Annotated in this window: 12 protein-coding genes; 6 read left to right on the forward strand and 6 right to left on the reverse strand. The window is 65.0% G+C overall.

Going from position 1 to position 13719, the window contains the following annotated elements; genetic code table 11:
- Positions 1–25: 25 nt before the first annotated feature.
- Genes AC0NIH_RS03205 through AC0NIH_RS03220 form a run of 4 tightly spaced genes read right to left on the reverse strand, consistent with a single transcriptional unit; the run spans position 26 to position 4112 of the window.
- On the reverse strand, positions 26–1375 hold the full coding sequence (locus AC0NIH_RS03205; protein WP_473468162.1) for an aminotransferase class III-fold pyridoxal phosphate-dependent enzyme: 1350 nt from the start codon (positions 1373–1375) through the stop codon (positions 26–28).
- Positions 1376–1396: 21 nt separating this feature from the next.
- Positions 1397–2065, reverse strand: a complete 669-nt coding sequence (locus AC0NIH_RS03210; protein WP_473468160.1) for an HAD family hydrolase — start codon at positions 2063–2065, stop codon at positions 1397–1399.
- Positions 2062–3342 (reverse strand): Tm-1-like ATP-binding domain-containing protein, encoded by a 1281-nt coding sequence (locus AC0NIH_RS03215; RefSeq protein WP_473468158.1) that lies wholly within the window; start codon positions 3340–3342, stop codon positions 2062–2064. The genes AC0NIH_RS03210 and AC0NIH_RS03215 overlap by 4 nt, the downstream gene beginning before the upstream one ends.
- Positions 3342–4112, reverse strand: coding sequence for an IclR family transcriptional regulator (locus tag AC0NIH_RS03220; protein WP_352709354.1), 771 nt, complete (start codon positions 4110–4112; stop codon positions 3342–3344). Before AC0NIH_RS03220 ends, AC0NIH_RS03215 begins: the two co-directional genes overlap by 1 nt.
- Positions 4113–4287: 175 nt before the next feature.
- Here AC0NIH_RS03220 and AC0NIH_RS03225 point away from each other — a divergent pair, with 175 nt between their 5' ends.
- The 6 genes from AC0NIH_RS03225 to AC0NIH_RS03250 all read left to right on the forward strand — a co-directional run bounded on the left by AC0NIH_RS03225 (position 4288) and on the right by AC0NIH_RS03250 (position 11388).
- Positions 4288–5736 carry an APC family permease gene (locus AC0NIH_RS03225; protein ID WP_473468156.1) on the forward strand — a complete coding sequence of 483 codons (1449 nt, stop codon included), beginning with the start codon at positions 4288–4290 and terminating at the stop codon, positions 5734–5736.
- A 56-nt stretch (positions 5737–5792) separates the two neighbouring features.
- Positions 5793–7001 carry a cytochrome P450 gene (locus tag AC0NIH_RS03230; protein ID WP_473562746.1) on the forward strand — a complete coding sequence of 403 codons (1209 nt, stop codon included), beginning with the start codon at positions 5793–5795 and terminating at the stop codon, positions 6999–7001.
- Positions 6998–8485, forward strand: a complete 1488-nt coding sequence (locus tag AC0NIH_RS03235; RefSeq protein ID WP_473468152.1) for an aldehyde dehydrogenase — start codon at positions 6998–7000, stop codon at positions 8483–8485. The genes AC0NIH_RS03230 and AC0NIH_RS03235 overlap by 4 nt, the downstream gene beginning before the upstream one ends.
- A 237-nt stretch (positions 8486–8722) precedes the next feature.
- Complete coding sequence (locus AC0NIH_RS03240; RefSeq protein ID WP_473468149.1) at positions 8723–9577, forward strand: MetQ/NlpA family lipoprotein; 855 nt, start codon at positions 8723–8725, stop codon at positions 9575–9577.
- Between the two features lie 85 nt (positions 9578–9662).
- Positions 9663–10751: a methionine ABC transporter ATP-binding protein gene (locus AC0NIH_RS03245; RefSeq protein ID WP_473468146.1), complete on the forward strand. Its 1089-nt coding sequence runs from the start codon at positions 9663–9665 to the stop codon at positions 10749–10751.
- Complete coding sequence (locus tag AC0NIH_RS03250; RefSeq protein ID WP_287274014.1) at positions 10732–11388, forward strand: methionine ABC transporter permease; 657 nt, start codon at positions 10732–10734, stop codon at positions 11386–11388. The genes AC0NIH_RS03245 and AC0NIH_RS03250 overlap by 20 nt, the downstream gene beginning before the upstream one ends.
- 264 nt (positions 11389–11652) lie before the next feature.
- Here AC0NIH_RS03250 and AC0NIH_RS03255 read toward each other — a convergent pair whose 3' ends face one another.
- Positions 11653–12768 carry an aminomethyl transferase family protein gene (locus AC0NIH_RS03255; RefSeq protein WP_473468145.1) on the reverse strand — a complete coding sequence of 372 codons (1116 nt, stop codon included), beginning with the start codon at positions 12766–12768 and terminating at the stop codon, positions 11653–11655.
- A gap of 169 nt (positions 12769–12937) precedes the next feature.
- A complete protein-coding gene (locus AC0NIH_RS03260; RefSeq protein WP_473468143.1) occupies positions 12938–13714 on the reverse strand; it encodes an ABC transporter substrate-binding protein in 777 nt (258 codons plus the stop codon).
- Between the last annotated feature and the right edge of the window lie 5 nt (positions 13715–13719).

Consider the following 13719-nt stretch of genomic DNA (forward strand, 5'->3'; position numbering starts at 1 on the left):
AAGCCTCGTTGTATGCAATTGTCCGTCAGAGCTTCGACAGGCCTGCGTCGATTGCCTCGCCGATTTTGGCGACGTCGGCGGCGCTGATGATCAGCGGCGGCGACAGGATGATGTTGTTGCCGGACACGCGCAGCATGACGCCGGCCTCATAGGCCGCCTCCGAGACCACGGCCATGGTCTTCTTGTCGGATGGCTTTTTCGTCGCGCGATCCGAGACCAGCTCGACCGCCGCCATCAAGCCCTTGTACCTGACATCGCCAACGATCTCGTGCTTCGCCTTCAGGCCTTCGAGCACGGCCGCAAGTTCGCCACCGCGCGCGGCGGCGTTGTCGTTCAGGCGAAGCCGTTTGGTTTCGGCAAGCGCCGCCAGTCCCGCGGCACAGCCGACCGGGTGGCCGGAATAGGTGTAGCCGTGGCCGATCGCCCCGAAGCTGGTCTTGTCGGCCTCGAAGACATCGGCGACCTTGCCACCTATCAGCGTGGCACCGAGCGGGAAATAGCCCGAGGTGATCGCCTTGGCGATGGTCATGAAATCCGGCTTCACGCCCGAGAGCCGCGAGCCCGCCCAGGCGCCGGTGCGGCCGAAGCCGGTGACCACCTCGTCGGCGACCAGCAGGATTTCGTGGCGGTCGCAGATTTCGCGCACCAGCGGCATGAAGCTCTCATGCGGAACGATGACGCCGCCGGCGCCGAGTACCGGCTCCATGATGAAAGCGGCGATGGTGTCGCCACCCTGGAAAGCGATCTCGTCTTCCAGCGCCTTGGCGCACAGTTTCGCCAGCCGTGCCGGATCGGTCTCGTCGAACGGGTTGCGGAAGGTCCAGGGTGCGGGAATGTGGAAGACGCCGGGCAGCAGCGGCTCGTAGTTGCGGCGGAAATTGGCATTGCCGTTGACCGAGGCGGCACCGAAATGCGTGCCGTGATAGCCCTTCTTCAGGGCAAGGAATTTCGTCCGGTCGCCCTGGCCGCGGATCTTCCAGTATTGCCGAGCCAACCGCAGCGCCGTCTCGACCGAATCCGAACCGCCCGAGGTGAAGAAGGTCCGCACCATGCCTTCCGGCGCGAACCATTCAGAGAGTTCGTAGGCGAGTTCGATAGACGGTCCGGTCGAGGTGCCGCGAAAGCCGGAATAGTAGGGCAGCGCGCCGAGCTGGTCGGCGATCGCCTTCTTGATGGGATCGCAGCTGTAGCCGAGGTTGACGTTCCACAGGCCGCCGACGGCATCGAGCACGCTGTTGCCGTCGATGCCGGTGACGGTAACACCCTCGCCCTTCATGATCACCTTTGGCGGGTTTGCCCGCATCTCGGCCGGGTGCGCCATCGGATGCCAGATCGGCTTGGCGTTTGTCTCGGTGAGGAAATTGATGTCGCGCATGACAGGCTCCGAAAATGGTTCTCAGACGGCGGGGACGAGGTCGAAATGGCCGAGTGCCTCGGCGTAGGAAAATGCCGGCCGGGCAACGTCGAAATGAACCGTGCGCATGCCGGCCTTGCTGGCGCCATCGATATTGCGCTGCTGGTCGTCGACGAACACGCAGGCGCCGGCGGACAGGCCGAGCGCCTCGGTGACGAAGACATAGGCGCGCGGGTCGGGCTTGAGGATGCCGGTATGGGTGGCGTCGACGATCACATCGAACAGGCCGAGCAGCGGCAGTCTTTGACGGAAGCCGGCGCCATAGAACAGGTCGAGTTCGTTGGACAGGATCGCCAGGCGAAAGCCGGCCGCATGGACGGCGCGGATGGCGCTGTCGGCCTCGGGCCGTACCACCTTTTCCGGCTCGGCGCCGCGGGCGCGCTGGACGAAGGTTTCCATCGCCTGCCAGTCTTCGCCGACGAGCTGGCCGACCTCGCTGGTGCGGGCGCGCCAATAGTCGCGCTCGCTGATCTCATCGGCCTGCATCGCACGCCACAGCGGGTCACTGGCCGGATCGAACGGCCCGCGCCATTGCAGCGTTCCGGGCTTCAGGCCGAGCGCCTGCTCGGTCAAGGCATGGGTTTCGAACAGCGTTCGCGTGACGACGCCGCCGAAATCAAGGACAAGCGCCTGGGCCGGGACAGCGCTCACGCGGCCACTCCCTTGGCAGGGGCACCGCGCGGGACAATGCCTTCCTCGACCCAGCGGTCGAAGATCTCGAGCGCCTTGCCGACGAAGGCGTCGCTGTTGATGTGGGCGTCGATCTCGTGGAACTCGACCCCGGCGGGAATAGCCTTGCGCATTTCGTCGACGAAGGCGGCAAGCGCTTGCGGCTCGTAGAGCGGCTCGCCCTGCATGTCCCACTCCTGAAAGCCGCCCGAAGGCAGGATGAAGGCGGAACGGCCCTTCGATGCGCCGAGCTTGGCGGCGATGGTCCTGGCGACCTGGCGGCGATCATCGGCATCGACGGTGACAGAGGCAATCAGCCTGTTATGGGCGTGAAACGGCCGCCGGGAAAACTTAGCCGGCAAATCCTGCCAGGTCGGCAGGTCGACCATATCCACGGCGCCCGGTGCCGCGATCTGGGGGATGCCACGGGCGCCGGCGTTCTCCAGCCGGTCGGCGCCGGAGCTGACGACGGAGCCGGCAAGATGGTTGGTGATTTCCTGCAGGCTGAAGTCGAACACCGCGCAGAAATGACCCTGGCCGGCAATCGATTCGAAGGCTCTGCCGCCCATTCCGGTGGTGTGGAAGACGGCGACGTCATAGCCGCGCCGTTCCAGCGCCGGCTTCAGCGTCTTCATGTAGCGCAGGCAGCTGCCGCCGAGCGAGGTCATGCCGATGGTCGGCCCGAGAGCCGGCGCCGACGCGCGTGACGCAAGCACGATCCGGGCCGCGCCGACGACCGCGCCGCAGGCCTGCGACAGGACCAGCTTGCAGATGTTGTTGAGGCCGTAGAGCCCTCCTGCCCAGAGGATCATCATCAGGTCGGGCGCGACGCGCTCGGGCGGGATCAGGTGCGAATAGGCGATGGTCGAGACGACGAATTTGGGCACGCCGAGTGGCAGGCTGAGCGCGACGTCGAGCGCCAGATCGGTGCCCATCGAACCGCCGATGGCGACGAAGGCGTCGATCTCGCCGCGCTGGTGGAGTTGGCGCACCAGTTGCACCGCGCCGCCGGCCATCAGCGTCATGGCGGTGTTTTCGTCGCCGCTGGAAACGATCTCCTCGATCGTCACATCGACAGCGCGGGCCACGGCATGCTTGTCGTGATCGGGGCTGTAGGGCGGATCGCCGAGCACGCTGACGTCCATCATGACGGCCCGGCCGCCCGATGCCTCGATGCAGGCTTTCATGAACAGCAGCTCATCGGCCTTGGTGTCGCCGGTGCCGATGACCAGGATGCGGGGCGCGGGATCCATGGGCATCAGGCCTGCCTCCTCAGGGTTTGCAGATTCTCGCCATTGAGACGCATCGAAATTTCCCGCGCAGCGGCGACGGCCGCAAGCCCTCGTGCCGCGATGTCGGCTGCCGTCGTCCTGGCCTTCGGCGCGGCCACCGCGATGGTGCCGAGCGCGAAGCCGTCCGCCGAAAGGATTGCCGCCGCCACGCCGATGACGCCTTCTTCCAGGCCCTGGTCGCAGATCGAGTAGCCGCGCTGGCGCGCCTCATCCAGGGAGCGGGAGATGGCGGCCGGCTCGATCAGCGTGTGCGCGGTGAAGGCCTCGAGGGGACCTGCCAGGCATGCCTTGACGGTCTCCTCCCTGGCGAAGGCCAGATAGACGATGCCGGAGGCGGTCGAATGAAGCGGCAGGAGCTGGCCAATATCGACGTTGACCCGGTTTGCCCGCGTGGGATGCTCGACATGGACGGTGACCAGCCGGTCGATGCCGAATTCCGACAGATGCACCGTCTCGGCCGTGGCACTTGCCAGATCCCGCACCAGCGGCACCGCCGTCTGCAGGAAGGGGAAGCGGGCCTCGCGGATGCGCGCCAGCCGCGACAGGCCGGCGCCGAGGCGGTAGTGCCGCGTGCCGCCATCCTGCTCGACGAAGCCATGGGCGGTCAGCGCAACCAGCAGCCGCCGCGTCGTCGCCTTGTCGAAGCCCGACCGGCGCGCCAGGTCGGACAAGCCGAGTTCGGGCTCCGCCACGGTGAACAGCTCCAGAAGCGAGATCGCTTTTCCAACCGTACCCAAATTTACCTCCCGGACGGGCATTCATTTAACGTGTGAATTAACTTGACAGGAAGCCGGTTTGTTTGCAAGTCTATATTCAAAATAAGGGTTCAAATAATGAACCAAACCGCCAGAGCGATATGGGACAGGCCATGCGGCCAGCAAACCGACCTTGGTTTGCAAACAGGAGGGACCAATGACAGCAGTTTTGGAACAGGCGCCAGCCAACAGGCTGCGCAAGAACAGTCTTGGTGTCGGCGCCATCACCTTCATGGTGATTTCGGCGGCGGCTCCGCTCACGGCGGTGGCCGGCGGCACGCCGCTCGGCATGCTGATGGGCAACGGCGCCGGCTTTGCCGGCACCTACCTCATCGTGACGGTGCTGCTGTTGTTGTTCGCGGTCGGCTATGTCGCCATGTCGCGGCATGTCGGCAATGCCGGTGCCTTTTATGCCTACGCCGCGCGCGGGCTCGGCGGCCTCGCCGGCGGCGCCACGGCGCTGATCGCGATCCTGTCCTACAACGCCATGCAGATCGGCGTCATGGGTCTTTTGGGTGCCGCTACCGCCGGACTGTTCGCCGGCTGGGGCATCAACCTGCCCTGGTGGGTGTGGAGCTTCATCGCCATCGCTCTCGTCGCCGTGCTCGGTTACCGCCAGGTCGACCTGTCGGCCAAGATCCTGACGGTGCTGGTTCTCTGCGAATACGCCGTGGTGCTGATCCTCGACATCGCGATCCTCAAGACCGGCGGCGACAGCGGACTGTCGGCCGCACCCTTCAGCTGGAGCCAAATCACCAGCGGTGCGCCAGCGATCGCCATCCTGTTCTGCTTCGCGGCGTTCATCGGCTTCGAGGCAACGACGATCTATGCCGAGGAGGCACGCGATCCCAAGGTCACGATACCGCGCGCCACCTATATCTCCGTGGTGTTGATCGGCGTCTTCTACATGGTGACCGCCTGGCTGATGGCGGTCGGCGCCGGCGTCGACAAGCTGCTGCCGGCACTGCAGGGCTTGCAGGATCCGACGACGTTCCTGTTCGGCCTGTCCGACCGTTACGCCGGCACGATGCTGTCGCAGGCGATGAGCATCCTGTTCGTGTCGAGCCTGTTCGCCGGCGTGCTGGCGTTCCACAATGCGGTCGCCCGCTACATCTATGTCTCGGGCCGTGAGAAGCTTTTGCCGCAGTCGATCGGCGTGACGCATTCGGCGCACCAGAGCCCGCATGTCGCCTCGGTGATCCAGAGCGTTCTGGCGGCAATCGTCGTTGGGCTGTTCGCCGTGCTCGGCCTCGATCCGGTGCTGGCGCTGTTTTCCTGGCTGACCAATGTCGCGACGCTCGGCGTCATCGTCATGATGGCGGTGGCCTCGCTCGCCGTGGTCATGTATTTCCGCGCCAACCCGTCGGCGCAGGAAAATGCCGTGAAGACGACCATCCTGCCTGGGCTGACCTTCCTCGCCTTCGTCGTCATCATCTATCTGATCGTCATCAATTTCGGCAGCCTGTCGGGGGCCGGCGGCTTTCTCGGCGTGTTCCTGCCGGGGCTGGTGCTGATCGCCGCGGTGGTCGGCCTGCTGCTGGCCGGCGCCTTGAAGAGCCGCGATCCGGTGGCCTTCGAAAGCCTCGGTCTGCCCCTGAAGGATTGAGCGGATCGAGAGACGTAGCGGGGCGGCGTGAGGCCGCCCCTTCCACCACAAAGGGAGTGGCGGCCTTGAGCTTTGCCGAAAACATCACCGTCGAGGCGCTGGAAGCCGATCCCTATCCGATCTATGCCGAGCTCAGGCGCAGCGCGCCGGTCGCCTTGGTGCCCTCGGTCAATCTCTGGTTCGTCACCCGCTGGAAGGATGTCGAACTGGTGGCGAAGTCGCACGACATCTTCTCCGCAATCGTCGAGGCCGGCGTATCGCCGGTCGAGCGCTCCTTCGGCAAGCCGACGATCCTGACCAGCGACGGCGAGGTCCACAAGCACCTTCGCCAGGGCGTCGACCCGAAATACCGGCCACGCACCGTCGCCTCCTATGCCGGCGATCTCGTGCGCTCGATCGCCGAGCCTTATCTCGATGCGATCGCCGAACGCGGTTCGGCCGAACTGATGGCCGATTATTTCGAGCCGGTGTCGACGCTCAGCCTGGCACGCTCGCTCGGCCTTGCCGACATCGGGATGCCGACCCTGCGCCGCTGGTTCTATGGCCTCGCCCAGGGCGCCATCAATTTCGAGAAGGACCCGAAGCGGCAGGAAATCGCCGATGCGATCGGCGCCGAGGTCGGCGATGCGGTGACACCGACGCTGGAAAGGCTGGTCCGCAAGCCCGACGATTCCGCGTTGTCGCACATGCTGCATGACGGCATGCCGGAAGGCAAAACGCGGCCGATCGACTTCCTGATGCCGACCGTCAAAGTGATCCTACTCGGCGGCATGCAGGAGCCGGGCCACGGCGCCGGCTCAATCCTTGTCGGCCTGCTGAGGAGCCCCGACCAGTTGCGCAAGGTGCTCGGCGATCCCGAGACCTTCGTGCCCAAGGCCGTAGACGAGGGCTTGCGCTGGGTGGCGCCGATCGGCACGCAGACACGCGAAACGACCCGTGCGGTCGAGATCGGCGGAGCGACGATCCCCGCCGGCGCACCAGTGGCGGCACTTGTCTCCTCGGCCAGCCGCGACGAGAGCCGATTTGCCGACCCCGACCGTTTCGACATCGATCGCGACGAAGGCAACCACGCCGCCTTCGGCTTCGGCCATCATTTCTGTTCCGGCCGGTTTTTCGCGCGCGAGCAGATGTGCCTCGCGGTAAGGCTGCTGCTCGAGCGCTTTCCCGATCTCAGCCTGGTGCCCGGCAAGGAGCCCGTGTTCCGCGGCTGGGAATTCCGGGCGCCCACCACATTGCATGTCAGTTTCGGAGCCGGTTCCCAATGATCACCCAGAAAGCCATCGATATCCTGCGCGCGGCCGAGATCGGCGCGCGCGGCCTGTTCATCGATGGCGCACAGGCCGAGGCGACAGGCGGCGCGACGCTGCCCGTGATATCGCCGATCGACGGCCGGCCTTTCGCCAGCATCGCCGACGGCAGTGCCGCCGATGTCGACCGCGCGGCCCGGTCGGCGCGCAAGGCATTCGAGAAGGGCGCGTGGTCGCGCGCGGCACCCGCCTTTCGCAAGAAAGTGCTGACCAGGCTCGCCGAGCTGGTCGAAAAGCACGTCGATGAACTGGCCGTGCTCGGCGTGCGCGACAATGGCACCGAAATCGGCATGGCCTACAAGGCCGAACCGTTGTCTGCGGCCGGCACCATCCGCTACTACGCCGAGGCGATCGACAAGGTCTATGGCGAGATCGCGCCGACGGCCGAGAATGTGCTGGGGCTGATCCACAAGGAGCCGCTCGGCGTCGTCGGTGTCATCGTGCCGTGGAATTTCCCGCTGATGATCGGCGCCTGGAAGATCGCCCCGGCACTCGCCGCCGGCAATTGCGTGGTGGTCAAGCCTCCGGAGGTCGCGTCGCTGACGCTGCTGCGGCTGGCGGAACTGGCCAGCGAGGCCGGCTTGCCCGCCGGTGTGCTCAACGTCGTGACCGGCCGTGGCGCGGTTGCCGGCGAAGCGCTCGGCCTGCATATGGATGTCGACGCCATCGCCTTCACCGGCTCCGGGCCGGTCGGCCGGCGGCTGCTCGACTATTCCGCCCGTTCCAACCTGAAGCGTGTCTTCCTCGAACTCGGCGGCAAGTCGCCCAACATCGTCTTTGCCGATGCCCCCGATCTGAAACAGGCGGCGGTGGTGTCTGCCAACGGCATCTTCCGCAATTCCGGCCAGGTGTGCGTCGCCGGCTCGCGCCTGCTCGTCCAATCGACCGTCTATGACCGTTTCATGGACGAACTTCTCTCGGCAACCACGCGGCTTAGGGTCGGCGATCCGCTCGATCTCGCGAGCGACGTCGGCGCGGTGTCGAGCGCCGAGCAATTGGACAAGAACCTCGGCTTCGTCGCCAAGGCCGCCGAAGAAGGCGCCCGGTTGGTCACCGGCGGCGAGCGCATACTGACCGAGACCGGAGGCAGCTACATGGCGCCGACGATCTTCGAGAATGTGACACAGGACATGCAGCTTGCCCGCGAGGAAGTGTTCGGACCGGTGCTCGGCGTGATGCGTTTCGAGACCGAGGAGGAGGCGGTGCGGCTTGCCAATTCGACCGTCTACGGGCTTGCCTCGGCGGTGTGGACCGCCAATCTTTCCACCGCGCATCGCATGGTGCGCGCCATCAATGCCGGCGTCGTCCACGTCAACACCTATGGCGGCGCCGACATCACCGTACCGCTCGGCGGCGTCAAGCAATCCGGCTTCGGCCGCGACAAGTCGCTGCACGCGCTGAAGAAATATCTCGAATTGAAGACCGCCTGGATCGCGCTTTGAGATCCCGCCGGCTTTCCTTGAGAATCTGAGCGCCTGTAGAGGCGCCCAAGGTCGCATCGGGGTTCCGTCGCGGCCGGCCGGCGGTGCCTTGTGCTCGCTACCTCAGGATTTTTGAGAGAATATTCCCGGCTTCGGCGAGATCGGCGAAACACGTTCTTCGATAGAATTTCTGACGATGTGACCAAGCCTAGGCAATCCGCCCTTGCTGCCATGACTTCACAACCGCAGAGATCAATCATGTCCGACGTCAACTACACTTCGCCAGCTTCCCTTTGGTCAACCCTCAACCGGCGCAATGGCCTTGCTCTGCTGTTCGCATCGGCGGTGGCGATCGGCAGCCTGATGGCTTCCCATGCCTCCTTCGCCGAGGACAAGAAGGCGATCAAGGTCGGCATCATCAGCGGGGAGGACGAGGACGTCTGGCGCGTCGTCGTCGCCCAGGCCGCCGAAAAGGGCCTCACCATCGAGACCGTGGTGTTCAACGACTACACCCAGCCCAACGAGGCGCTGGAGCGCGGCGAGATCGACGCCAACGCCTTCCAGCACCAGCCCTATCTCGACAACCAGATCAAGACCCAGGGCTACCATATCGTGCGCGTCGGCTATACCGGAGTCTGGCCGATCGGCCTTTATTCCAAGAAGTACAAAGCGGTCGCCGACCTGCCAGAAGGCGCGGTCATCGGCGTGCCGAACGACCCGTCCAATGAAGGCCGCGCGCTGCGCGTGCTGCAGAACGAGGGCGTGATCAAGCTGAAGGACGGCACCGGCATTCTGGCCACCACCGCCGACATCGCGGAAAACGCCAAGCAGGTCGAGATCAAGGAGCTCGATGCCGGCATCGTCGGCCGCTCGGTCGAGGATCTCGACGCGGCCGTGGTCAATACCGACTGGGCGCTGAAAAGCGGCCTGACGCCGGAGAACCGCATCGCGCAGGAGCCGATCGCCGACAACCCGTACCGCAACTTCATCGCGGTCAAGGTCGGCAATGAGAACGAGGCGTGGGTGAAGGCCCTGGTCGCCTCCTACCAGAACGAAGCCGTGAAAGCCGAGTTCGACAAGGTCTACAAGGGCACCGGCCTCAGCGCTTATTGACACCATCGGGCACTGACTTGTCAGCTCCGACAGGAAGGCGGTCCGCGCATTGCGCGGGCCGCAATCGCATTTTCAGGATCCGCGTATGAACCAGCATTTCACCGAAACCACCGAGGCCATGGATCGGCCTGGCGCACCGCCGCAAGACGTGGTGCGTCTTGTCGACCTGAAGCGTCGCTTCGGCGCCACCGCGGCGCTCGACGGCATCTCGCTGACGGTGCGCAAGGGCGAGATCCTCGGCATCATCGGCCGCAGCGGCGCCGGCAAATCGACGCTGATCCGCTGCCTGAACGGGCTGGAGCGGCCCGATTCCGGTCAAGTCTTCATCGAGGGCCGCGAGATCAGCCGGCTCGGCGAGCGCGACATGCAGCCGCTGCGCCGGCGCATCGGCATGATCTTCCAGCATTTCAACCTTTTGTCGGCCAAGACAGTCGAGGACAATGTCGCGCTGCCGCTGAAGATCGAGGGCCGTTCCAAGGCCGAGAGGCTGGCGCGAGCGGCCGAACTGCTCGACCTCGTCGGCCTGTCGGAAAAGGCCAAGGCCTATCCGGCATCGCTGTCGGGCGGACAGAAGCAGCGGGTCGGCATCGCCCGGGCGCTTGCCGCGCGGCCGGCGCTGCTGTTGTCGGACGAGGCCACCTCAGCGCTCGACCCGGAAACGACACGCTCCATTCTCGCGCTGCTCAGAGATATCAACCGGCAGCTTGGCCTGACCATCCTTTTGATCACCCATGAGATGGAGGTGATCCGCTCGATCGCCGACCGCGTGGCGGTGATCGACGCCGGGCGCATCGTCGAGGAAGGGCCGGTCTGGTCGGTGTTCGCTAACCCACAATCAGACATCACAAGAAGCCTGCTTGGCGCGATACGGCCGCAATTGCCGGCCGAACTCGCAGCGCGGCTGCTGCCGTCCGCCGGCGCCGACACCATCCTGCGCGTCGATGTCGCCGGCGACGCCGCACGCGGGCCCTTGCTGTCCGATCTCGCGGCAACGGTGCCTGGTCCGTTCCGCCTTGTCCACGGCGGCATCGACCATGTCCAGCAGCAGCCCGTCGGCACGCTGTTCCTTTCCGTCCCCGGCAATGATGCAGGGCATCTCGCCGAGGTGATCACATTCCTGAAATCCCGCCAGGCGCGGGTGGAGGTGCTTGGCCATGTCGCCGATCCTGTTTGAGCTTCTGCTGCGTTCGATCTGGGAGACGGTGCTGATGACGGCCGCCTCCGGCCTCATCTCGTTGGTGTTCGGCCTGCCGCTGGGTCTGGCCTTGATCGCCACCGAACGCGGCGGCATCGCCGAAAGCCCGTGGGTCAACCGCGTGCTCGGCGCCGTCATCAACGGTTTCCGCTCGGTGCCCTTCATCATCCTTCTGGTGGCGCTGATCCCGCTGACCCGGCTGATCGTCGGCACCTCGATCGGCACATGGGCGGCCATCGTGCCGCTGTCGATCGCGGCCACGCCCTACTATGCGCGCATCGCCGAAGTGTCGCTGCGCGAAGTCGACCATGGCCTGATCGAGGCGGCCCGCGCCATGGGCGGCAACCGCTGGACGATCATCCGCGAGGTGCTGGTGCCCGAAGCCCTGCCCGGCATCGTCGCCGGTTTCACGGTGACCTTGGTGACGCTGATCGGCGCCTCGGCGATGGCCGGAGCCATCGGTGCCGGCGGCCTCGGCGACCTCGCCATCCGCTACGGCTACCAGCGGTTCGAGACTTCGGTGATGATCGCCGTGGTCATCGTGCTGATCATCCTGGTCTGCGGCATCCAGTGGGCGGGCGACCGGCTGGTGGCAAGGCTGGATCGGCGGGGATGAGACCGGCTGAAGGTAGAAAATTCGGCGAGCCTCCCCGACTTCGTCATCCACGGGCGGAGCAGGAGCGAAGCTCCGTCGCGAAGACCCGAGGATCCATGCCGCGACCGGAGCCGAAGAGCGCGGCGAAGCAGAATTCTGCACCGTAGCGACGCGTTGGAGTCCGGCATGGATCCTCGGGTCTGCGCCGCGTCGCTTCGCTCCTTGCTTCGCCCGTGGATGACGAAGTGATGGATGCTTCCGCAAATCGTCAATAGACGCAAGCGTCTAACCCCTCAGCCTCGCCCCTTCCGGATCGAAGAAAGGCATCCGCGCCACCACCGCGCGCGTCGGCTTGCCCTCTATCTCGATGCTCAGTTCGGTGCCGATGGCGGTGAAGGGCAGCCGCAGATGCGCCGTGGCCAGCACTTTGCCGAGGGAATAGCCATGATCGCTGTAGGTGACGATGCCGGCGTCCTCGCCATCGGCCATCACCCTGGCATCCGTCGTGGCTGGCTTATCGCCATCGAGGATCAATCCGGTCCAGCGTTCGTCGAGGCCCTTGTCTCGGACCTTGAGCAGGGCCTCGCGGCCGATGAAATCGCCCTTGTCGAACTTGATCCAGCGATCGAGCCCGACATGGAACGGCGTGCGGCTCTCATCCATGTCGATGCCATGCGCCGGGTAAGCCTTTTCCAAGCCGAGCGTGAACATCGCCAGCACGCCATAGGGTTTCAGGCCGAAGTCCCGCCCGGCCTGCATCAGCCTTTCCCAGACCGAGGCCGCCTCGTCGGCCGGCACGAACAGTTCGAAGCCGAGTTCGCCGGTAACGCCGGTGCGCGAGATCAGCACCTTCGTCTCCCCGACGCGCCCCGAGGTGAACGCCCAGCGCTTCAGCCCGTCCAGATCGGCATCCCTGACCAGCGCCTTCAACAGGTCGCGTGAGCGCGGCCCCTGGATGGTCGGGAAGGCGACCGCTGCGGTGATATCGGTGACATAGGCCTTGCGTCCTTCGGCATGATGCAGCAGCCAGGGCAGCATCTTCAACCGGTTGACCGAGCCGGTCACCAGCATGAAATGCTCGGTCCCCAGTCGGAACACGGTGAGGTCGTCCAGGATGCCGCCATCCTCGCGGCAGACCGTGGAGTAGCGCACCTGGCCCGGCTTCATCGCCGCGGCATCGTTGACGATGACATGGTTGACCAGCGCCTCGGCGTCCGGCCCCTTGATGTCCATCTTGCCCATGGTGCTGAGATCCTGCACGCCGACATTTTCGCGCGTGTTCAGGTGCTCGTCGGCGATGCCGGAATAGTACTTGGCCGAGATGAAATCGCCGCCGACTCGACCCATGGTCGCGCCCGATCCGACGATGCTGCTGTAGAAGGGGGAACGCCGCTCAGCCAAGAAAGTCTCCATTGTGCATTGCGATTCAGAGACCGTTTCGAAATTCGCTCTGGCGAGTCATATGATGGTGGTTTCGAGAACCGGAGCGGAGCGGACATTCGGGTCCGTGAGCACCGGAAGCACAGAAAACGCCTTCAGATGGCCGCCAGAGTAGGATTTCCAAACGGTTTCAGTTGCCGTACACGTCGAAGGAAAAATACTTGTCGTTGATTTCCTTGTACTTCCCGTTGCCGCGCAGCGCGTCGATGGCCGCGTTGAATTTGTCGGCCAGCTCCTTGTTGCCCTTCTGCAACGCGATGCCGACGCCGGGTCCGTGAATGGCCGGATCGGCGGTCAGCGTGCCGAGCAGCTTGCAGCAGGCGCCGTCCGGCTTCTTCAGCCATTCGGTGAGGATGATCGATCCATCCATCATCGCGTCGAGCCGGCCGTTGGCCATGTCGGTGCGGGCGTCGTCACCTGTCGGATAGGCCTTGACGGTCGAGCCTGCGTATTTCTGCTCGGCGAATTTCTGATGGATGGTGGCGGTCTGCACGCCGAGCGCCTTGCCTTTCAGATCCTCGGGAGACGTGCCCGCGATGGACGAATCCTTCGGCACCGCAATGGCCGGCGGCGTCTGGTAGTATTTGTGGGTGAACTCGACCTTCTCGGCCCGCTCCGGCGTGATGGTGATGTTGATGATGGCATCGAACTTGCCGGCCTGCAGCGCGGGAATCGAGCCATCGAAATCCTGCACCGTGAATTCGCATTCGGCCTTCATCTCGGCGCACAGCGCCTTGCCGAGGTCGATGTCGAAGCCGCCCAGCGTGCCGTCGGCATTGGCATAGTTGAAGGGCGGATAGGCGCCCTCGGTGCCGATCCTGAGTTTGTTGTCCTGGGCGGAAGCGGCGCCCGTGGCGAGGGTGAGAGCGACGGAAGCGGCAAGCACGAAATGACTGAAAAGACGCATGTTCC

The organism is Mesorhizobium sp. WSM1386 (genome assembly GCF_055901595.1).